This is a genomic window from Streptomyces sp. JK94 (genome assembly GCF_053613315.1).
Genome location: NZ_JBSICH010000020.1, coordinates 40,493 through 60,291 on the forward strand (window position 1 = coordinate 40,493; position 19,799 = coordinate 60,291).

At 72.7% G+C, this 19,799-nt stretch carries 17 protein-coding genes; 3 read left to right on the forward strand and 14 right to left on the reverse strand.

Annotation, left to right across the window (positions count from 1 at the left end; genetic code table 11):
* Positions 1-144: 144 nt before the first annotated feature.
* The 7 genes from truB to rimP form a co-directional block, all read right to left on the reverse strand.
* Positions 145-1,050 (reverse strand): tRNA pseudouridine(55) synthase TruB, encoded by a 906-nt coding sequence (truB, locus tag ACVV2G_RS19405; protein ID WP_453843993.1) that lies wholly within the window; start codon positions 1,048-1,050, stop codon positions 145-147.
* A complete protein-coding gene (rbfA, locus tag ACVV2G_RS19410; RefSeq protein ID WP_453843994.1) occupies positions 1,047-1,553 on the reverse strand; it encodes a 30S ribosome-binding factor RbfA in 507 nt (168 codons plus the stop codon). Before rbfA ends, truB begins: the two co-directional genes overlap by 4 nt.
* 37 nt (positions 1,554-1,590) lie before the next feature.
* Positions 1,591-1,884, reverse strand: a complete 294-nt coding sequence (locus ACVV2G_RS19415) for a DUF503 domain-containing protein (protein WP_453843995.1) — start codon at positions 1,882-1,884, stop codon at positions 1,591-1,593.
* 187 nt (positions 1,885-2,071) lie between these two features.
* Complete coding sequence (infB, locus tag ACVV2G_RS19420) at positions 2,072-5,146, reverse strand: translation initiation factor IF-2 (RefSeq protein WP_453843996.1); 3,075 nt, start codon at positions 5,144-5,146, stop codon at positions 2,072-2,074.
* 176 nt (positions 5,147-5,322) lie between these two features.
* A complete protein-coding gene (locus ACVV2G_RS19425; protein ID WP_453843997.1) occupies positions 5,323-5,604 on the reverse strand; it encodes a YlxR family protein in 282 nt (93 codons plus the stop codon).
* A gap of 102 nt (positions 5,605-5,706) precedes the next feature.
* Positions 5,707-6,717: a transcription termination factor NusA gene (gene nusA, locus ACVV2G_RS19430; RefSeq protein ID WP_453843998.1), complete on the reverse strand. Its 1,011-nt coding sequence runs from the start codon at positions 6,715-6,717 to the stop codon at positions 5,707-5,709.
* A gap of 2 nt (positions 6,718-6,719) precedes the next feature.
* Positions 6,720-7,274 (reverse strand): ribosome maturation factor RimP, encoded by a 555-nt coding sequence (gene rimP, locus ACVV2G_RS19435; protein WP_453843999.1) that lies wholly within the window; start codon positions 7,272-7,274, stop codon positions 6,720-6,722.
* Positions 7,275-7,559: 285 nt separating this feature from the next.
* Here rimP and ACVV2G_RS19440 point away from each other — a divergent pair, with 285 nt between their 5' ends.
* The 3 genes from ACVV2G_RS19440 to ACVV2G_RS19450 are packed head-to-tail and all read left to right on the forward strand — an operon-like array spanning position 7,560 to position 9,535.
* Positions 7,560-8,093, forward strand: coding sequence for a hypothetical protein (locus tag ACVV2G_RS19440; RefSeq protein ID WP_453844000.1), 534 nt, complete (start codon positions 7,560-7,562; stop codon positions 8,091-8,093).
* Complete coding sequence (locus tag ACVV2G_RS19445) at positions 8,090-8,596, forward strand: ferritin-like domain-containing protein (RefSeq protein WP_453844001.1); 507 nt, start codon at positions 8,090-8,092, stop codon at positions 8,594-8,596. The genes ACVV2G_RS19440 and ACVV2G_RS19445 overlap by 4 nt, the downstream gene beginning before the upstream one ends.
* 39 nt (positions 8,597-8,635) lie before the next feature.
* On the forward strand, positions 8,636-9,535 hold the full coding sequence (locus tag ACVV2G_RS19450; RefSeq protein ID WP_453844002.1) for an aminoglycoside phosphotransferase family protein: 900 nt from the start codon (positions 8,636-8,638) through the stop codon (positions 9,533-9,535).
* A 434-nt stretch (positions 9,536-9,969) separates the two neighbouring features.
* On the opposite strand, the gene ACVV2G_RS19455 is transcribed toward ACVV2G_RS19450, so the two are convergent.
* The 7 genes from ACVV2G_RS19455 to ACVV2G_RS19485 all read right to left on the reverse strand — a co-directional run bounded on the left by ACVV2G_RS19455 (position 9,970) and on the right by ACVV2G_RS19485 (position 19,778).
* Positions 9,970-11,673: a proline--tRNA ligase gene (locus tag ACVV2G_RS19455; RefSeq protein WP_453844003.1), complete on the reverse strand. Its 1,704-nt coding sequence runs from the start codon at positions 11,671-11,673 to the stop codon at positions 9,970-9,972.
* A 75-nt stretch (positions 11,674-11,748) separates the two neighbouring features.
* Entirely contained in the window at positions 11,749-12,279 is a 531-nt protein-coding gene (locus ACVV2G_RS19460; RefSeq protein ID WP_453844004.1) for a GNAT family N-acetyltransferase, read from the reverse strand.
* Positions 12,280-12,532: 253 nt separating this feature from the next.
* Positions 12,533-13,381, reverse strand: coding sequence for a GNAT family N-acetyltransferase (locus tag ACVV2G_RS19465; protein ID WP_453844005.1), 849 nt, complete (start codon positions 13,379-13,381; stop codon positions 12,533-12,535).
* 97 nt (positions 13,382-13,478) lie between these two features.
* Positions 13,479-14,636 (reverse strand): flavodoxin-dependent (E)-4-hydroxy-3-methylbut-2-enyl-diphosphate synthase, encoded by a 1,158-nt coding sequence (gene ispG, locus ACVV2G_RS19470; protein ID WP_453844006.1) that lies wholly within the window; start codon positions 14,634-14,636, stop codon positions 13,479-13,481.
* 262 nt (positions 14,637-14,898) lie between these two features.
* Positions 14,899-16,191 carry a M50 family metallopeptidase gene (locus ACVV2G_RS19475; RefSeq protein ID WP_453844131.1) on the reverse strand — a complete coding sequence of 431 codons (1,293 nt, stop codon included), beginning with the start codon at positions 16,189-16,191 and terminating at the stop codon, positions 14,899-14,901.
* Positions 16,192-16,199: 8 nt separating this feature from the next.
* On the reverse strand, positions 16,200-17,456 hold the full coding sequence (gene dxr, locus ACVV2G_RS19480) for a 1-deoxy-D-xylulose-5-phosphate reductoisomerase (protein WP_453844007.1): 1,257 nt from the start codon (positions 17,454-17,456) through the stop codon (positions 16,200-16,202).
* Positions 17,457-17,831: 375 nt separating this feature from the next.
* Positions 17,832-19,778 (reverse strand): acyl-CoA dehydrogenase family protein, encoded by a 1,947-nt coding sequence (locus ACVV2G_RS19485; protein ID WP_453844132.1) that lies wholly within the window; start codon positions 19,776-19,778, stop codon positions 17,832-17,834.
* Positions 19,779-19,799: the final 21 nt, after the last annotated feature.

Below are 19,799 nucleotides of genomic sequence, written 5' to 3' on the forward strand. Positions count from 1 at the left end.
TCCGAGCGCCTGCCCGGACGGGTGAACAGGAGGGAAGCGTTGGATACACCCTAGAGGGTGGGGGAACCGAGGGGGGACCGTGGAGCGGCGGCAGTGGAAGTCCCTGTGGCCGTCGCTCCACGGGCGGAGTGCCGGCGGGCCGGCTCAGCCGAAGACGGCCAGGCTCTTCGCCTTGCCCCGGTGCTCCTCCACGAGCGCGAGGAAGCGTCCCTCGGGTGCGAAGACGGCGACGGCACCGGCACCCGCGTACCCGTCGGGCATCTCCAGCCGCACCCCGTTGAGGAGCAGCCGGGCCCGCCTGGTGTCCACGTCCCAGCGGGGGAAGGCCGCTGTCGCCGCCTCCGCGATCGGCATGACGGTGAGCTCCTGCTGGAGCTGGTCCAGGGTCTTCGCGGCGTCCAGCTTGTACGGCCCCACGCGGGTACGGCGCAGCGCGGTGAGGTGGCCGCCGACTCCGAGGCCGGCCCCCAGGTCGCGGGCCAGGGCGCGGATGTACGTCCCGGAGGAGCAGGCCACCGAGACCACCAGGTCCAGCACCGGGGTGCCGTCCTCGGCGACGGCCTCCCGGACGTCGTGCACCGCGAAGGAGGAGACGGTCACGGGGCGGGCCGGGATCTCGAACTCCTCGCCCTCGCGCGCCCGCTTGTAGGACCGCACACCGTTGATCTTGATCGCACTGACCTTGGACGGCACCTGCATGATGTCCCCGGTCAGCTTGGCGACGGCCTCGTCGACGGACTCCCGGGTGACCTTCGAGGCGTCGACCGACCTCGTGATCTCGCCCTCGGCGTCGTCGGTCGGCGTCGTCTGCCCGAGCCTGACGGTGCCCAGGTACTCCTTCTCGGTGAGGGCGAGGTGCCCGAGGAGCTTGGTGGCGCGCTCCACACCGAGAACCAGGACGCCCGTCGCCATGGGGTCGAGCGTTCCGGCGTGCCCGACGCGCCGCGTCCGGGCGATGCCCCGCATCTTGGCGACGACGTCGTGCGAAGTGAAGCCCGACGGCTTGTCGACGATGACGAGGCCGTCGGGCGTGGTGTGCTTCTCGGTCATTTAGCGGTGTCGTCCGTCTCGTCGGCCTCGGCTGTCTCGACGGCCTCGGCGGCCTCGGCGGCCTCGTCGGCCTCGTCTTCTTCGCCCGGCTTGCGGTACGGGTCCGCCTCACCCGCGTACGCGGCGCCCGCGGACGCCTCCCGCACCTTCTCGTCGGACTGACGCGCCTTGTCGAGCAGGTCCTCGATGGTGCGGGCGGTGTCCGGGAGGGCGTCCATGACGAAGGTCAGGGTCGGCGTGAACTTCACGCCCGCGGCCTTGCCGACCTCGGAACGCAGGATTCCCTTGGCGCTCTCCAGGCCCGCCGTGGCGGCCTGGCGCTCCTCGTCGTCTCCGTACACCGTGTAGAAGACGGTCGCCTCCCGCAGGTCACCCGTGACCCGGGTGTCCGTGATGGTGACGTGCGAGCCGAGCCGCGGGTCCTTGATCCCGCGCTGCAGCTTCTGGGCCACCACCTCTCGGATGAGGTCCGCCAGCCTTTTCGCCCGCGCGTTGTCGGCCACTGGTCCGTCTCCCGTTCTTTCTTCTTCTCGTTCTTGGTCAGTCGTCTTCGCCGTGGAAGCGCCGTCTGACGGACAGCAGCTCCACCTCGGGGCGGCCGGCCACCAGACGCTCGCACCGGTCGAGGACGTCGGTGAGGTGCCCCGCGTCGCCGGACACCAGGGCCAGGCCGACGACCGCCCGCCGGTGGAGGTCCATGTGCTCCACCTCGGCCGCGCTCACCGCGTACTTCCGCTGGAGCTCGGCGACGATCGGGCGGACGACGGAGCGCTTCTCCTTCAGCGACCGCACGTCGCCGAGGAGGAGGTCGAAGGACAGTGTCCCCACGTACATGTGTATCCGGATGACCCGCCGGTACGGGATCGATGGCCCTGCCATCGGTATGGGCAGGGACACCAGGAACGGTACCGCGATCCCGCCGGTGGCTCGACGGGGTTTCTGCGCCCGCGGCGCGGTGCCGCAGACAGCGGCCGGCCGGCCGACGGGACGGATCCCGTCGGCCGGCCGGAGCCGGGGTGTGTCACACCCGCGGCTTCTCGCGCATCTCGTACGTCGCGATGACGTCGTCGACCTTGATGTCGTTGAAGTTTCCGAGGTTGATACCGCCCTCGAAGCCTTCGCGGATCTCGGTGACGTCGTCCTTGAAGCGACGCAGACCCTCGATGTTGAGGTTCTCCGCGATGACCTTGCCGTCGCGCAGGAGGCGCGCCTTGGTGTTGCGCTTGACCTCGCCGGAGCGGATGAGGACACCCGCGATGTTGCCCAGCTTGGACGAGCGGAAGACCTCGCGGATCTCCGCCGTACCCAGCTCGACCTCTTCGTACTCCGGCTTGAGCATGCCCTTGAGGGCCGCCTCGATCTCCTCGATCGCCTGGTAGATGACCGAGTAGTACCGGACGTCCACACCCTCGCGCTCGGCCATCTGCTGGGCCCGCCCGGCGGCGCGCACGTTGAAGCCGATCACGATGGCGTCGGAGCCCATCGCCAGGTCGATGTCGGACTCCGTGACCGCACCGACGCCGCGGTGCAGGACGCGGATGTCGACCTCTTCGCCGACGTCCAGCTGGAGCAGGGAGGATTCCAGCGCCTCGACCGATCCGGACGCGTCGCCCTTGATGATCAGGTTCAGCTGCTGGACCTCGCCGGCCTTCAGCACCTTGTCCAGGTCCTCCAGCGACACGCGGCGCGTGCGCTTGGCGAACGCGGCGTTCCGCTCGCGGGCGGCGCGCTTCTCCGCGATCTGGCGGGCCGTACGGTCCTCCTCGACCACGATGAAGTTGTCACCGGCGCCCGGAACGTTGGTCAGGCCCAGGACCTGGACCGGCGTCGACGGACCGGCCTCGGCGACGTTGTTGCCGTTGTCGTCGAGCATGGCGCGGACGCGGCCGTAGGCGTCGCCCACCACCATCGTGTCGCCGACCCGCAGGGTGCCTCGCTGCACGAGAACCGTCGCCACGGCACCGCGGCCGCGGTCGAGACGGGACTCGATGGAGATGCCCTGCGCGTCCTGGTTCGGGTTGGCCCGCAGGTCGAGCGAGGCGTCCGCGGTGAGGACCACGGCCTCCAGCAGCGAGTCGATGTGCAGACCCTGCTTGGCGGAGATGTCGACGAACATCGTGTCGCCGCCGTACTCCTCGGCCACCAGACCGTACTCGGTCAGCTGACCGCGCACCTTGGTCGGGTCGGCACCCTCGACGTCGATCTTGTTGACCGCGACGACGATCGGGACCTCGGCCGCCTTGGCGTGGTTGAGCGCCTCGACCGTCTGCGGCATGACGCCGTCGTTGGCCGCGACGACCAGGATCGCGATGTCGGTCGACCGCGCACCACGGGCACGCATGGCGGTGAACGCCTCGTGACCCGGGGTGTCGATGAAGGTGATCTTGCGCTCTTCTTCGTTGACCTCGGTCGCGACCTGGTAGGCACCGATGTGCTGGGTGATGCCGCCGGCCTCGCCCGCGATGACGTTCGTCTTGCGGATGGCGTCGAGCAGCCGGGTCTTGCCGTGGTCGACGTGACCCATGACGGTCACGACCGGCGGACGGACGACCAGGTCCTCCTCGGAGCCCTCGTCCTCGCCGAACTCCAGGTCGAAGGACTCGAGCAGCTCGCGGTCCTCCTCCTCCGGGCTGACGATCTGAACCGTGTAGTTCATCTCGCCGGCGAGGAGGTGGAGCGTCTCGTCGGAGACGGACTGCGTCGCGGTGACCATCTCGCCGAGGTTCATCATGACCGCGACGAGGGAGGCCGGGTTGGCGTTGATCTTCTCCGCGAAGTCGGTGAGCGACGCACCGCGCGACAGGCGAATGGCTTCGCCGTTGCCGCGAGGCAGCATCACGCCGCCGACCGACGGGGCCTGCATGGCCTCGTACTCCTGGCGCCTCTGCCGCTTCGACTTGCGGCCTCGACGCGCGGGACCGCCGGGACGGCCGAAGGCGCCCTGCGTGCCTCCACGGCCACCGGGACCACCGGGACGACCGCCGAAGCCGGGACGGCCACCGCCGCCGCCGAAGCCGCCGCCACCACCGGGACGACCGGCGAAACCGCCGCCGCCACCGGGACGACCGCCGCCACCGGGACCGGCGGGACGACCGGCGAAGCCGCCGCCACCGGGACGACCGCCGCCGCCGGGACGACCGGCACCGCCGGGACCGCGACCGCCGCCGCCGCCGGGGCCGGGACGCGGGCCGGCAGCGGGACGCTGCGGCATCATGCCGGGGTTCGGACGCGGGCCGCCGGGACGGGGACCGCCCTGGCCGCCCTGCGGGCGGGGCATCGAGCCCGGGTTCGGACGGTTGCCGCCCGGAGCCTGGGGACGGGGGCCGCCGCCCTGGCCACCGGGAGCCTGCGGACGCGGGCCGGCGCCGGGGGCACCGGGGCCGCCCGGACGCGGGGCGCCCTGCGGACGGGGCGCCTGCGGACGCGCCATGCCGGCGTTGCCGCCGGAGGTGAAGGGGTTGTTGCCCGGACGCGGGCCGCCGGGGCGGCCTCCGGGACGCTGCGCCGGGGCACCGGGACGCTGGCCACCGGTACGGCCCTGGCCGCCCTGCTGACCGCGGTCCTGACCCGGACCGGACGGACGACCGCCACCGGGCTTGGGAGCACCGGGACGCGCGCCGCCGGGCTTCGGGCCGGCCGGAGCCGGGGTCGAGGCGGCCGGTGCGGACGGGGCGGCCGGCGGAGCGGTGAACTCCGGGGCGGCCGGAGCCGGACGCGGCGCGGGCCTCGGGCCCGGCGTCGGACGCTGGCCCTGGGGCTGGCCGGCGGACGGCGCGGGGGCCGACGGGGCCTCGGGCTGCTGGGCAGCCGCGGGCTTGGGTGCCGCCGGCGGCCGCGGAGCGGCCGGACGGGCCGCCTGCGCCGGGGACGGCGCGGCGGGCCTGGGGGCGGCCTTCTTCGGGGCCGCGGGGCGGCCGGCGGACCGACCGTTGCCACCGCCCTGCTGGAAGGCGTCTGTCAGCTTGCGTACTACGGGCGCTTCGATCGTCGAAGACGCCGAACGGACGAACTCACCGAGTTCCTGGAGCTTGGCCATGACGACCTTGCTCTCGACACCGAACTCCTTGGCGAGTTCGTAGACCCGGACCTTAGCCACTTCGCTCCTCTGAGGTCCGGGTTGCGTCCGGACCGTCGCTAGTTCATGGGCGTACTCATCGCGTACTCATCGAGTGCTCATCGCAATCTCGACCTGCTTTCGACTCGCGAGGTACCAGGCCGCACGGGGTTTTCCGCGCGGCATGTCTTCCTTACCACGTTGCTTACGTGCTGCTTTCAGCAACTTTGTGCCTGCTCGACGTAGCGGCGCAACGCCTTTACGTCGAGCGGACCCGGGACGCGGAGCGCCCGCGGGAACGCCTTGCGGCGCACTGCCTGGTCGACACAGACCGGCGCGGGGTGTACGTAAGCACCCCGGCCGGGCAGCGTACCGCGTGGATCAGGGGCGCATGCACCCTCGACCGCCACGGTGCGCAGCAGCTCGCTCTTGACCGCTCGCTCCCGGCACCCCACGCAGGTGCGCTCAGGGCAGGCTCGGGCACGTGTCCGGCCAGACACTTCTTAGTCTACCTCCCCGGACCGACCTCACCCCTGCGGGGCAAGAATCGAACACATGCCGCGCGCAAGTCTGTCGTGATCTCAGCGCCGCGCGGCTTGGATCTATTCCCCGCGCGCGCCCGACGGCTGGTCGGACGGCTGCTCGGTGTCCGGCCGGATGTCGATCCGCCAGCCGGTCAGCCGGGCCGCGAGCCGGGCGTTCTGGCCTTCCTTGCCGATCGCCAGCGACAGCTGGTAGTCGGGCACGATCACGCGTGCGGAGCGGGCCGCCAGGTCCACGACCTCCACCTTGGAGACGCGGGCCGGGGAGAGCGCGTGCGCCACCATCTCGGCCGGGTCGTCCGACCAGTCGACGATGTCGATCTTCTCGCCGTTCAGCTCGCCCATGACGTTGCGCACCCGGCCGCCCATGGGGCCGATGCAGGCACCCTTGGCGTTCAGGCCCGAGCGGGTGGAGCGGACGGCGATCTTCGTGCGGTGGCCGGCCTCGCGGGCGATCGCGGAGATCTCGACGGACCCGTCTGCGATCTCCGGCACCTCCAGGGCGAACAGCTTCTTCACCAGGTTGGGGTGCGTACGGGACAGCGTCACGGAGGGACCGCGCACGCCCTTGGCCACCCGGACGACGTACGACCGCAGCCGCATGCCGTGCGGGTAGGTCTCGCCCGGCACCTGCTCCTGCACCGGCAGGATGGCCTCCAGCTTGCCGATGTCGACCAGCACGTTCTTCGGGTCGCGGCCCTGCTGGACCACGCCCGTGACGATGTCGCCCTCGCGGCCGGCGTACTCACCGAGCGTCGCGTCGTCCTCGGCGTCGCGCAGCCGCTGCAGGATGACCTGCTTGGCGGTGGTGGCGGCGATACGGCCGAAGTCGGACGGGGTGTCGTCGAACTCGCGGGGCGCCTGGCCCTCCTCGAGGTCGTCCGGGTCCTCCTTCGCCCACACGGTCACATGCCCGGTGTCCCGGTTGAGCTCCACGCGCGCGTGCCGGCGGCTTCCCTCGGTGCGGTGGTAGGCGATGAGGAGGGCCGACTCGATCGCTCCGACCAGCAGGTCGAAGGAGATCTCCTTCTCCCGTACCAAGCCCCGCAGGGCGCTCATGTCGATGTCCACGGCTACGCCTCCTCCTCTTCCGTCGTGTTCTCGTCGTTCTTGCTGTTGTCGCTGGTGCTGCCGCTGCCGTCGCCGGCGCCGTCCTTGCGGTTGAACTCGACCTGGACGCGTGCCCTGTCGATGTCGCCGAAGGCGAGTCTGCGGGTGGTGGCCCTGCGGCCCTTCACGCCGGGCACCTCGAGGTCGAGTCCCTCCTCGTCCACGCCGAGGATGCGGGCGACGAGCTCGCCGCCCTCCCGGAGCTGGAACCGCACCAGGCGGTCCGTGGCGCGTACGTAGTGGCGGTGCTCGGTGAGGGAGCGCTCCGCACCCGGGGTGCCGACCTCGAGGGTGTACTCCCCGTCGCCCATCGCGTCGGTCTCGTCGAGCTTCGCCGAGAGCGCGCGGCTCACATCGGCGATCCGGTCCAGATCCGCTCCGGTGTCCGAGTCGACGACGACACGCAGCACACGCTTGCGGCCGACCGAGTCCACCGCGATCTCCTCGAGGTCCAGTCCCTGGGAGGCGACGAGCGGCTCCAGCAGCTCTCGCAGCCTCTCGCTCTGGGTGGTGCTCATCCGGGTGACTCCTCGGCCGCGTGTGCTGTTGTGGGATGGGGCGCGTGTCTGGTCAAAGGGTATCCGGTCCAGGGGGGTGTTGCCGTCCACCCCGGCCCGGCGGTGCCGATGACGGGTGCCCGGCCGCGGCCCGGGTACCGTGATCACGGGCAGGCCGGCCACCGGCCCCGGCCCCCGCCGCTGTTCCTCCGCACCGCCGCCCCCGGTTCTCCTCCCGTCGCTTCACCCCTTGCGCCACCGCCGCTTTGCCGTCGTTTCCGTACGAGCCTGTCGAGGACGTCTGCCGTGTCGTTTCCCTCATCGCCGCGCTCGGCCCCGGGGCCGAGCCGAAGGAGTGTGCTCGCGTCGGCCGCCGGGGCCGCCCTGCTGGCCGGCTGCACCGGCGGCCCGGGTTCCGGCGGCGCGGACACCGACCCGTCCGCCGCCGACCGGGCACGCGCGCGGGCGGCCCGGGACAGCGAGGAGCTGGCCGGGCGGTACACGGCGGTCCTGGCCGCGCACCCGGGGCTGGCCGAGCGGCTGCGCCCGCTGCGCGCGGAGGTCGTACGGCACGCGGAGGCGTTCGGTGCCGTCCGCACCGCCTCGCCGAAGGCGTCGCCGTCGGTCTCGGCGCGGGCCGCCGGGCCGCAGGACGGAGCCGATGCGGTTCCGGCCGCCGCGCAGGACGCCCTGGCCCTGCTCGCCGCCGCCGAGCGGGAGCTGGCGGACCGGCGGGCGGCGGCGTTGCCCGGGGTACCGGGCGAGCTGGCACGGTTGCTGGCCTCGGTGGCGGCGGCCGGCGCCGCGCACGTGTATCTGCTGACGGAGGCTGACGGGTGAGCGAGGCGGAGGACCGGGAGCTGGACGCCCTCCAGGCGGCGCTGGCGGCGGAGCACGCCGCCGTGTACGGCTACGGGGTCGTCGGCGGGCGGATCGGCGAGGAACGGCGCACCGAGGCGCGCACCGCGTACGACGCGCACCGGGCACGGCGGGACGCGCTGGCGCGCGAGGTGCGCGGCCTCGGTGGCGAGCCGGTCGCCGCGGCGGCCGGGTACGCACTGCCCTTCGCGGTGCCGGACCCGGCGACGGCGGTGCGGCTGGCGGCCGAGCTGGAGGACCGGGTGGCCGGGGTCTACTCCGACCTGGTGCGGGCCGCCGGGGGCGGCCGGCGGACGACCGCGGCGGCGGCCCTGCGGGAGGCTGCGGTCCGGGCGGTGCGCTGGCGGGGCGGGAGCGTAGCCTTCCCTGGGCTCGCGGAGCGGGCCGGCGGGCCGGCGGTGCCGGACACGGCGTCGGGCCCGCCTTCGGACCCGGCCGCCTCCCCGGCGGCTCCGACCGCGTAACACGTACGGCTGCCCGTACGGGAAGGGAACGGCTCGCGCATGGCTTTCGAACCGCCGCGGCGTCTGGTCAAGGCGTTCGGTGAGACGGCACCGGACGGTGACGACTGGCTGGAGAAGCTGCCCGAGGCGGCGGAGCGGGCCGTGGCGCTGCGTGAGCTGGCCGTGGAGCGGGTGCAGGTGCCCGGCGGGCGCAGCAGCCTGGTGGTCCTGGTGCGGACGGCCGGCGGGACGCTCGCGGTGCTCAAGCTGGCCCCGCGCCGGGCGCGTCCGCAGAGCGAGCGGGCGGCGCTGGCCCACTGGGGCGGGCTGGGTGCCGTGCAGGTGCTCGACGAGGACGCCACGGAGGGCGTCCTGCTGCTGGAGCGGTTGCATCCGGACGTCTCGGTGCGGTCGCTGCCGGAGGCGAAGGCGTTGCTGGAGGCGGCGGGCACGCTGCGGCGGCTGTGGGTCCAGCCGCCCGCCGGCCACCCCTTCGAGACCGTGGCGCAGCGGACCGGACGGCAGGCCGACGCGATGCGGGCGGGCGCGGGGGCCGATCCCGTGGTGGCGCCGCTGGTCGAGGCGGCGCTCGCGGCCCGTGAGGAACTGCTGGCCGCGCCGCCGGAGCCGAGGTTGCTGCACGGCACGTTCCGGCAGAGCAAGGTCCTCGCCGGGGAGCGGATGCCGTGGCTGGCCGTGGGTCCCGACCCGGTGGTGGGCGAGACCGCCTTCGACCTCGCGCGGTTGGTGCGGGACCGGGTGGAGGACCTCGTCGCCCAGCCGTCGGGCGCCTCGACGACCCGGCGCCGCGTGAAGCGGCTCGCGGAGTCGCTGGAGGTCGACCAGGAGCGGCTGCGCGGCTGGGCGCTGTTCCGCGCGGTCGAGTCGGGTGTGCGGGCCCGGCGGGTGGGACGGGAGCAGGACGCGGAGCTGCTGCTGGAGTTCGCGAGCTGGCTGTAGGCCGCCGGGGCGCGCGTCGCGGGCCGGAGCGGGGCACGCCGGCCGGCCGTGCGCACGCCGGTACGGGATGCCCGCGGGCGCGGGCCCTCACGGCCGCCGCCGGTGTCCCGCGAGTCGGCCCGCGCCCTCCCCGCGCGTCCGCCGGCCACAGGCCGTTCGGAACCGGACGCGGAGCAGAGTGGGCGTCAGCCGCCGCCGGGCGGAACCGGGGCGCGGGACGCCTGGTGACGGCCGGAACCGGGGCGCGGGACGCCTGGTGACGGCCGGACCCGGAGCAGGGGAGCGTCAGCCGCCCCCGGCGTGTTCGGGTGGCGGGCGCCCCGGTGGGGGGTACGGTCCCGCTGCGCGGCCCGGACGGAGAGCGTGTGCGCGGGAGCGGGCAGGCCACAGGGGGCGCCCGCCTGGTGGGGGCGCCCCCTGTGTGGGCCGGTGTGTCAGGCCGTGAGGCGGGCGATCGCTTCCTCGACCGTGAGTTCCTCGCGCTCGCCGGTGCGGCGGTCCTTCAGTTCGACCACGCCCTCGGCGGAGCGGCGCCCGGCGACCAGGATGTGGGGGACGCCGATCAGCTCGGCGTCGGTGAACTTGACGCCCGGGGAGACGCCGGCCCGGTCGTCCACCAGGACGCGGACACCGGCGGCCGCCAGCTTGTCGGAGACCTCGAGGGCCAGCTCGGTCTGGAGGGCCTTGCCTGCGGCGACGACGTGGACGTCGGCCGGGGCGACCTCCTTGGACCAGACGAGGCCCTTCTCGTCGGCGTGCTGCTCGGCGAGGGCGGCCACCGCGCGGGAGACGCCGATGCCGTAGGAGCCCATGGTGACGCGGGCCGGCTTGCCGTTCTGGCCGAGGACGTCGAGCTTGAGGGCGTCGGTGTACTTGCGGCCCAGCTGGAAGATGTGACCGATCTCGATGGCGCGGTCCAGCTTGAGGCCGGTGCCGCACGTGGGGCAGGGGTCGCCCTCCCGGACCACGACGACGTCGACGTACGCGTCGACCTCGAAGTCACGGCCCGCCACGACATTCCTGGCGTGGGTGTGTTCCCTGTTGGCGCCGGTGATCCACGCCGTGCCCGGCGCCACGCGCGGGTCGGCGATGTACTTCACCTTCTCGCCCAGGCCCTGCGGGCCGACGTAGCCGCGCACCAGGTCGGGGCGGCCCACGAAGTCCTCGGCGGTGACCAGCTCGACGGCGGCCGGGGCGAAGTGCGCCTCGACCTTGTCCATGTCGACCTCGCGGTCGCCGGGGACGCCCACGGCGACGATCGCGCCGTCGACCTTGACGAGCAGGTTCTTCAGGGTGGCGGAGGCCGGGACGCCGAGGGAGGCGGCGAGGGTCTCGATGGTGGGGGTGTCCGGGGTGGGGATGTCCTCGGCGGCGGGCGCGTCCGCGGCGTCCACGGGCCGGAGCGCGTAGGTGATCGCCTCGGTGTTGGCGGCGAAGTCGCAGTTCGGGCAGTCCGCGAAGGTGTCCTCGCCGGCCTCGGCCGGGGCGAGGAACTCCTCGGACCGGGAGCCGCCCATGGCGCCGGCGGTGGCCGCGCAGATGCGGTAGTCGAGGCCGAGGCGCTCGAAGACGCGCTGGTAGGCGGCGCGGTGCAGGGCGTAGGACTCGGCGAGGCCCTCGTCGGCGACGTCGAAGGAGTAGGAGTCCTTCATCAGGAACTCGCGGCCGCGCAGGATGCCGGCCCGGGGGCGGGCCTCGTCGCGGTACTTGTTCTGGATCTGGTAGAGGATGACCGGCAGGTCCTTGTAGGAGGACGCCTGGTCCTTCACCAGCAGGGTGAAGATCTCCTCGTGGGTGGGGCCGAGGAGGTAGTCGCCGCCCTTGCGGTCCTGGAGGCGGAACAGCTCGGGTCCGTACTCGTCCCAGCGGCCGGTGGCCTCGTAGGGCTCGCGGGGCAGCAGGGCGGGGAGGGTCACCTCCTGGGCGCCGATGGCGTCCATCTCCTCGCGGACGATCCGCTCCACGTTGGAGAGCACCTTCTTGCCGAGCGGCAGCCAGCTCCAGAGGCCGGCGGCGGTGCGGCGGACGTAGCCGGCGCGGACCAGCAGTTTGTGGCTGAGGACCTCGGCGTCCGCCGGGTCGTCGCGCAGCGTCTTCGCCAACAACTTCGACATGCGCTGGACCGGTGCGTTCGCCATGGTTCTCGTGTCTCCTGCTGCGTGAGGGTGATGACGAACGAGGTTAGCCGGGCCCTCCCGTGACGCGGAAATCGGTTACGGCCTGCGCAGCGGCAGCGGGGCGCCCATCACGGCGTACGGCTTGGGGGCGCTGGGGAAGAGGACCCGGCGGGCGAGGTCCTGGTAGCCGAGGGAGCGGTAGAGGCCGCGGGCGGGGCTCTCGGTGTCGATCGCGGAGAGGATCGAGCGGGGTTCGGCGGCGCCGTCGGTGAGCGTGGTGATCAGGGTGCGGCCCGCGCCTCGGTGCTGGTGGGCCGGGTGGACGTGGAGTTCGGTGATGACGAAGGAGTCGTCGAGCCAGCCGTCGTTGCCCTCCGCGCGGAGGTGGGGCTCCACCACGGTGGACCACCAGTGGGCGCGGTCGTTGGGCATGCCGTAGACGAAGCCGACCAGGTCGCCTCCGGCGGTGGCGCCGAGGGCCCTGGCGCCCGGGTGGGTCAGGTGGCGCAGGACGATCTGGCGGCGGACCGCCACCTCGTCGGGGCCGAGTCCGAACGCGGCGGCTTGGACCGCGAGGGCCTCGTCCACGTGCGCGGCGAGGTCCAAGGGGCCGATCACGAGCTCCATGGCGGGGAGCCTACCCGGGCGGTCCACCGGATCACGTCCGGTTCGCGGGGCGTTCGCGGGGTGGTGCCCGGGGCGGCGTCCCGGGGCGGTCGGTTCGACGTGCGGCGTACGGTCGCCCTCGCGTCCCGGACCGGTTCAGCACGGCGTACGGTCGCCCTCGCGTTCCAGGCCGGTTCAGCGCGACGTACGGCACGCGGTCGCCCTCGCGTCCCGGACCGGTTCAGCACGGCGTACGGTCGCCCTCGCGGGTCCGTCAGAACAGCACGCTCATGAAGGCGCCGACCTCCTGGAACCCCACCCGTGTGTACGTCCGTCGCGCGGCCGTGTTGAAGTCGTTGACGTACAGGCTCGCCACCGGTGCGACGTCCGCCAGGGCGTAGCGCAGGACCGCCGCCATGCCCGGGGCGGCGAGGCCCTTGCCCCGGTACTCGGGGGCCACCCAGACGCCCTGGATCTGGCAGGCTCGGTCGGTGGCGGCGCCGATCTCGGCCTTGAAGACGACCTTGCCGTCGGGGTCGAAGCGGGCGAACGAGCGGCCGGAGCCGACGAGTTCGGCGACCCGGGCCTGGTAGAGCAGACCGCCGTCGCCGGCCATCGGGGAGACGCCGACCTCCTCGGTGAACATCGCCACGCACGCCGGCATGATCCGCTCCATCTCGTCCTTGCGGACGCGGCGGACGCAGGGGTCGGGCGCGATGTCCGCCGGCATGCGGTCGGTGACCATGAGGGGCTGCCGGGTGCGGATCTCGCGGGCCGGCCCCCAGCCCGGCTCGAGCAGCCGCCACAGCAGGGCCGTCGTGTCGGCGGGGCCGACGATCGAGGAGCAGCGGCGGCCGGCCCGCCGGGCGCGGTCGGCGAAGGCGCGGACGGCGCGCGGGGTGGCGCAGACGGGGACGAGGTTGGCCCCCGCGTAGCACAGGGACGTCAGCATGCCGTCCGCGTACCAGCCCCACATCTCGCCGCCGAGGCGCCACGGGTCGAGGCCGGCGATCTGGACGCGGGCGGCCACGAAGGCGTTCGCGACCGGCTCGCGGTCGAGGACGGCCAGCGCGGCGTCCAGGTCGCTCGGTTCGAGCACGCGGGAGGTGGTCTGCGTCAACACGTGCGGGGGCCTCACCCTGAGTTCTGCTGGTTCCCGCACTGTACCTGCCGTGAATATGCCGCGCCGCCCCCGAGGGGGACGCGGCCGGAGCGGAAGTTCAGCCCGCGATCGAGACGGAGGGCTCGCCGGAGGTCACGCCGTCCTTCTCCATCTGCTCGGCGATCTTCATGGCCTCCTCGATGAGCGTCTCCACGATCTTGGACTCGGGGACGGTCTTGATGACCTCGCCCTTGACGAAGATCTGGCCCTTGCCGTTCCCGGAGGCGACGCCGAGGTCGGCCTCGCGGGCCTCGCCCGGACCGTTGACGACACAGCCCATGACGGCGACCCGCAGCGGCACCTCCATGCCGGTCAGCCCGGCGGTGACCTCCTCGGCCAGCTTGTAGACGTCGACCTGGGCGCGGCCGCAGGACGGGCAGGAGACGATCTCCAGGCCCCGCTGACGCAGGTTGAGCGACTCCAGGATCTGGATGCCGACCTTGATCTCCTCGACCGGCGGGGCCGACAGGGAGACGCGGATGGTGTCGCCGATGCCCTGGGAGAGCAGCGCACCGAAGGCGACGGCCGACTTGATGGTGCCCTGGAAGGCGGGGCCGGCCTCGGTGACGCCGAGGTGCAGCGGGTAGTCGCACTGGGCGGCGAGCTGCCGGTAGGCCTCGACCATGACGACCGGGTCGTTGTGCTTGACGGAGATCTTGATGTCCCGGAAGTCGTGCTCCTCGAAGAGGGAGGCCTCCCACAGCGCGGACTCCGCCAGCGCCTCCGGGGTCGCCTTGCCGTATTTCTGCAGCAGGCGGCGGTCCAGCGAGCCCGCGTTCACGCCGATGCGGATCGGGGTGCCGTGGTCCTTGGCCGCCTTGGCGATCTCCTTGACCTTGTCGTCGAACTGCTTGATGTTGCCCGGGTTGACGCGGACCGCCGCGCAGCCCGCCTCGATCGCGGCGAAGACGTACTTGGGCTGGAAGTGGATGTCGGCGATCACCGGGATCTGCGACTTCCTCGCGATCACCGCCAGCGCGTCGGCGTCGTCCTGCGTCGGGCAGGCCACCCGCACGATCTGGCAGCCGGACGCCGTCAGCTCGGCGATCTGCTGGAGCGTCGCCCCGATGTCGGACGTGCGGGTCGTGGTCATCGACTGCACCGACACGGGGGCGTCGCCGCCCACGGCCACGGACCCGACCTGGATCTGCCGGCTCTTGCGGCGCTCGGCGAGCCTGGTCGGAACGGACGGCATGCCGAGAGAAATCGCAGTCATCTGCTGTGCAACCCCAAGTCGTGGATCAAGGTCCGGCCCCGTTCAGCGGCGGGCTCCGGCCTTCGAGATTACGGCACCGACGTGAACGCCGGGCACGCGGCGTACGGGAGATACACCCTTTGGCGTCCATCTGGCGGGCGACCGGCGTGAAGCCCGATCCGGAGGGACATGCTCCCCGGATCGGGCTTCTCGTCGGATCGTTCTGATGGTCCGGAACATCTGGAACATCCCGAACGACTGGAACAGCCGAACCCTGCGCCCCTCAGCTGATCCGTACCGGATTGACGACGTCCGCCACCAGGACGAGCAGCGTGAAGCAGACGAAGATGCCCGCCACCACGTAGGCCACCGGCATCAGCTTCGCCACGTCGAAGGGGCCCGGGTCCGGGCGGCGCAGCACCTTGGCCGCGTTGCGGCGCAGCGACTCCCACAGCGCGCCCGCGATGTGGCCGCCGTCGAGCGGCAGCAGCGGGAGCATGTTGAACAGGAACAGGGAGAGGTTGAAGCCGGCCACCAGCATCACGAACATGGCCAGCTGCTGGGTGGGCGGGATGTCGAGGGTGGCGATCTCGCCGCCGACCCGTGCGGCGCCGACGACACCCATCGGGGAGTCGGCCTCGCGGGGACCGTCGCCGAAGGCCGCGTCCCACAGGGCGGGGATCTTGGCGGGCAGGGCGGCGAGGGAGTCGACGGCGTCGCCGATGCGGTCGCCCATCCAGGTCACGGACTGGCCGAAGTCCTGTTTCACCACGCCGGTGGCGGCGCTGAAGCCGAGGAAGCCGGCGGTGACGTACTCACCCTCGACGATCTGGCCGTTGGAGTCCTTCTTGGCGACCTTGTTGGTGGCGATGGTCGCCTGGAGGGTGACCTCCTGGCCGTCGCGCTCGACGACGACCGGCACCTTCTCGCCGGGGTTGGCGCGGATCATGTTGGACAGCCGGTCCCAGTCGTCGGTCCGTACGCCGTCGAAGGCGACGATCCTGTCGCCCGCGCGGAGGCCGGCCGCGGCGGCCGGGGAGGCCGGGTCGGACCGGGTGCAGTCGTCGCGGTTCTCGGTCTGCGAGATGACGCACTGGGAGACGGAGCTGACGGTGGTGGTCTGCTGCGAGATGCCGAAGCCCATCAGGACGACGAGGAACAGCACCACCGCGAGGACCAGGTTCATGAACGGGCCCGCGAACATCACGACGACCCGTTTCCAGGGCTTGCGCGTGTAGAACAGGCGCTTCTCGTCACCCGGCTGCAGTTCCTCGAAGGCGGCCGAGCGGGCGTCCTCGATCATGCCGCGCCAGGGCGAGGTGGAGCGGGCCTCCAGCCGGCCGTCGGCGCCGGGCGGGAACATGCCGATCATGCGGATGTAGCCGCCGAACGGGATGGCCTTGACGCCGTACTCGGTCTCGCCCCTCCTGCGCGAGAAGAGCGTCGGCCCGAAGCCGACCATGTACTGCGGCACGCGGATGCCGAAGAGCTTGGCGGTGGACAGGTGCCCCAGCTCGTGCCAGGCGATCGAGAACAGCAGGCCGACCGCGAAGAGGACTATGCCGAGGATGAACATCAGGGTCGTCATGCACGGGCCTCCGCCGTCTGTGCCGCCAGTTCCCGGGCCCGGGTCCGCGCCCAGGTCTCCGCTTCGAGGACGTCCGCGACGGTGAGCGAGGTTCCCGTACGGGGGGTGCCGTGCTCCTCGACCACCCGCGTGACGGTCTCCATGATCCCGAGATACGGCAGCGCGCCGGAGCGGAACGCCTCGACGCACTCCTCGTTGGCGGCATTGAACACCGCCGGGGCCGTGCCCGCGAGCTCCCCGACGTGCCGGGCCAGGCTCACCGACGGGAAGGCCTCGTCGTCGAGCGGGAAGAACTCCCAGGCCGAGGCCTTGCTCCAGTCGAAGGCCGGGGCGGCGTCGGGGACGCGTTCGGGCCAGCCGAGCCCGATGGCGATGGGCCCGCGCATGTCGGGGGGCGTCGCCTGGGCCAGGGTCGATCCGTCCGTGAACTCCACCATCGAGTGGACATACGACTGCGGGTGCACGACCACCTCAATGCGGTCGAAGGGAATGTCGTAGAGCAGGTGGGCCTCGATCACCTCCAGGCCCTTGTTGACGAGGGTGGCGGAGTTGATCGTGATCACCGGGCCCATGGCCCAGGTGGGGTGCGCGAGGGCGTCCTCGACGGTGACGCCCGCCAGCTGCTCCTTCGTACGGCCCCGGAACGGGCCGCCGGAGGCGGTGACGACCAGCTTGCGCACATCGGCGCGGGTACCGGCGGCGAGCGCCTGGAAGAGGGCGGCGTGCTCCGAGTCGACCGGGATGATCTGCCCCGGCTTGGCGAGGCCCTTGACCAGTGGACCGCCGACGATGAGCGATTCCTTGTTGGCCAGCGCGAGGGTGCGGCCCGCCTCCAGGGCGGCCAGGGTCGGGGCCAGCCCGATGGAGCCGGTGATGCCGTTGAGGACGGTGTGGCATGCGGAGGCGGCGACCCGGGTGGCCGCCTCGGGACCGGCGAGGATCTCGGGGAGCGGCTCCCCGCTGCCGTACCGGGCGCTCAGCGCCTCCCGCAGCGCGGGGACGACGTCCTCGCGGGCGACGGCGACGGTCCGCACCCTCAGCCGGTACGCCTGCTCGGCCAGGAGGGCGACCCGGCCGCCGTTGGCGGACAGGCCGGTGACCCGGAAGCGGTCCGGGTTGCGCAGCACGAGGTCGATGGCCTGGGTTCCGATCGAGCCGGTGGACCCGAGGATCACCACGTCCTTCGGGCCGTCGCCCGCCACCGGGTCGTACACGAGGTGGGGGTCGGCGAGGGGGGCTGGACTGTCGGTCATCCCCCCATTGTTGCCGCAAGCGCCCTGCGGGGGGACAGCGCGTCCCTCGCACGGGTGGCGCGAGGTCCGGCGGAGGCGGCGTGCGGGACCGTCTCCCCTCGGACGACGGTCGTTCCCCGCCCGGGTGCGAGGCGTCCTCCACCGGGTCGTCCCGGCTGCGCCCGCGCGGGTGCGGGGGCGTCACCCGCCCGGACTCGGCGTTCCCGGCCGGGTGCCAAAGCGCCCCCGCCCGGACACACCAGCGACCCCGGCCGAGTGCCAAGGCGCCCCCGCCCGGACACACCTACGCCCCCGCCCCCCTGGGGCCGGTGTCCGGTCGGGAGGGGCGCCCACGGCCCCGGGCGGGACCTCGCCGTGCAGCCGGGGCCGGCGGGGTCACCTGATGGGGCGGTGCACGTTCTCCCGCCGGGAGGCGCCGGGCGACGCGTCCGCGATCCACGGACCGTCTCCGGACGGGTCGACGACGCCCTGTTCCAGCCACGCGTAGGTGCCGCCCAGCACGCCCTGGACGACCTTGCGGTCGAGGTCGTCGGTGTTGGTCCACAGGCGGCCGAAGAGTTCCTCGACGCGGATGCGGGCCTGGCGGCAGAAGGCGTCCGCGAGCTGGTAGGCCTCGCGGCCGTGGTCGTCCCCGGCCCGCAGGTGCTCGGCGCGGACGCAGGCGGCGCTCATCGCGAACAGTTCCGCGCCGATGTCGACGATCCGGCCCAGGAACCCCTGCTTGGTCTCCATCCGGCCCTGCCAGCGGGACATGGCGTAGAAGGTGGAGCGGGCGAGCTTGCGGGCGGTGCGTTCGACGTAGCGCAGGTGTCCGGACAGGTCCCGGTGGCCGGACGGGTGGAAGTCGGAGTACGCGTGCGGGAGCCGGCCCGGCCCGGCGACCAGCTTCGGCAGCCACTTGGCGTAGAAGACGCCCGCCTGCGCGCCCGCCCGGGCCTTGTCGGACAGGGTCTTGTCGGGGTCGATCAGGTCGCCCGCGACCGAGAGGTGGGCGTCGACGGCCTCGCGCGCGATCAGCAGGTGCATGATCTCGGTGGAACCCTCGAAGATCCGGTTGATGCGCAGGTCGCGCAGGATCTGCTCGGCCGGCACCGCGCGCTCGCCGCGGGCTTCCAGGGAGGCGGCGGTCTCGAAGCCGCGGCCGCCGCGGATCTGGACCAGGTGGTCGGCCATCAGGCAGGCCATCTCGGAGCCGTAGAGCTTGGCCAGGGCGGCCTCGATGCGGATGTCGTTGCGGTCCTCGTCGGCCATCTGGGAGGAGAGGTCGAGGACCGCTTCCAGGGCGAAGGTCGTCGCCGCGATGAAGGAGATCTTCGAGCCGACCGCCTCGTGCAGCGCGACCGGCCTGCCCCACTGCTCGCGCACCGCCGTCCACTCGCGGGCGATCTTCAGGCACCACTTGCCCGCGCCGACGCACATGGCGGGCAGCGAGAGGCGGCCGGTGTTGAGCGTGGTCAGGGCGATCTTCAGCCCCGCGCCCTCGGGGCCGATGCGGTGCGCGGCCGGGACCCGCACCCGGTGGAAGCGGGTGACGCCGTTCTCCAGGCCGCGCAGGCCCATGAAGGCGTTGCGGTTCTCGACCGTGATGCCCTCGGAGGCGGCCTCCACGACGAACGCGGTGATGCCGCCCGGGTGGCCCTCGGACTTCGGTACGCGGGCCATGACGACGAGCAGGTCGGCGACGACGCCGTTGGTCGTCCACAGCTTCACGCCGTCGAGGACGTAGTCGTCCCCGTCCGGCACGGCCGTGGTCGCCAGGCGCGCCGGGTCCGAGCCGACGTCCGGTTCGGTGAGCAGGAACGCCGAGATGTCGGTGCGGGCGCAGCGCGGCAGGAAGGTGTCCTTCTGCTCCCGCGTGCCGAACATCTTCAGCGGCTGCGGCACACCGATCGACTGGTGGGCGGAGAGCAGCGCGCCGATCGCGGGATTGGCGGATCCGACCAGGGCGAGGGCCTTGTTGTAGTAGACCTGGGTGAGGCCGAGGCCGCCGTACTCGGTGCCGATCTTCATGCCGAAGGCGCCCAGCTCCTTCAGTCCGGTGATCACCTCGTCCGGGATCCGCGCGTCGCGCTCGATCACGGAGCCGTCGACCTTCGTCTCGCAGAAGTCGCGCAGCCTGGCGAGGAACTCCTCGCCGCGCCGGACGTCCTCGTCGGCGGGGACGGGGTGGGGGTGGAGAAGGTCGAGGCGGAAGCGGCCGAGGAACAACTCCTTGGCGAAGCTGGGCTTGCGCCAGTCCTGTTCCCGGGCCGCCTCGGCGACCTGGCGGGCCTCACGTTCGGTGACGGTGGGTCGGGAGGAGGGGGTGGTGGGGGCGGACATGAGGCTCACCTCGCCGCGAAT

What these genes read in the sequence shown, in the direction of transcription:
- ACVV2G_RS19415 (WP_453843995.1), bottom strand. Translation starts at nt 1,884, where the DNA reads ATGTACGTGGGGACACTGTCCTTCGACCTCCTCCTCGGCGACGTGCGG.
- ACVV2G_RS19460 (WP_453844004.1), bottom strand. Translation starts at nt 12,279, where the DNA reads ATGGAGCTCGTGATCGGCCCCTTGGACCTCGCCGCGCACGTGGACGAG.
- ACVV2G_RS19485 (WP_453844132.1), bottom strand. Translation starts at nt 19,778, where the DNA reads ATGTCCGCCCCCACCACCCCCTCCTCCCGACCCACCGTCACCGAACGT.
- dxr (WP_453844007.1), bottom strand. Translation starts at nt 17,456, where the DNA reads ATGACCGACAGTCCAGCCCCCCTCGCCGACCCCCACCTCGTGTACGAC.
- rimP (WP_453843999.1), bottom strand. Translation starts at nt 7,274, where the DNA reads ATGAGCACCACCCAGAGCGAGAGGCTGCGAGAGCTGCTGGAGCCGCTC.
- ACVV2G_RS19450 (WP_453844002.1), top strand. Translation starts at nt 8,636, where the DNA reads ATGGCTTTCGAACCGCCGCGGCGTCTGGTCAAGGCGTTCGGTGAGACG.
- ACVV2G_RS19455 (WP_453844003.1), bottom strand. Translation starts at nt 11,673, where the DNA reads ATGGCGAACGCACCGGTCCAGCGCATGTCGAAGTTGTTGGCGAAGACG.
- ACVV2G_RS19475 (WP_453844131.1), bottom strand. Translation starts at nt 16,191, where the DNA reads ATGTTCATCCTCGGCATAGTCCTCTTCGCGGTCGGCCTGCTGTTCTCG.
- truB (WP_453843993.1), bottom strand. Translation starts at nt 1,050, where the DNA reads ATGACCGAGAAGCACACCACGCCCGACGGCCTCGTCATCGTCGACAAG.
- ispG (WP_453844006.1), bottom strand. Translation starts at nt 14,636, where the DNA reads ATGACTGCGATTTCTCTCGGCATGCCGTCCGTTCCGACCAGGCTCGCC.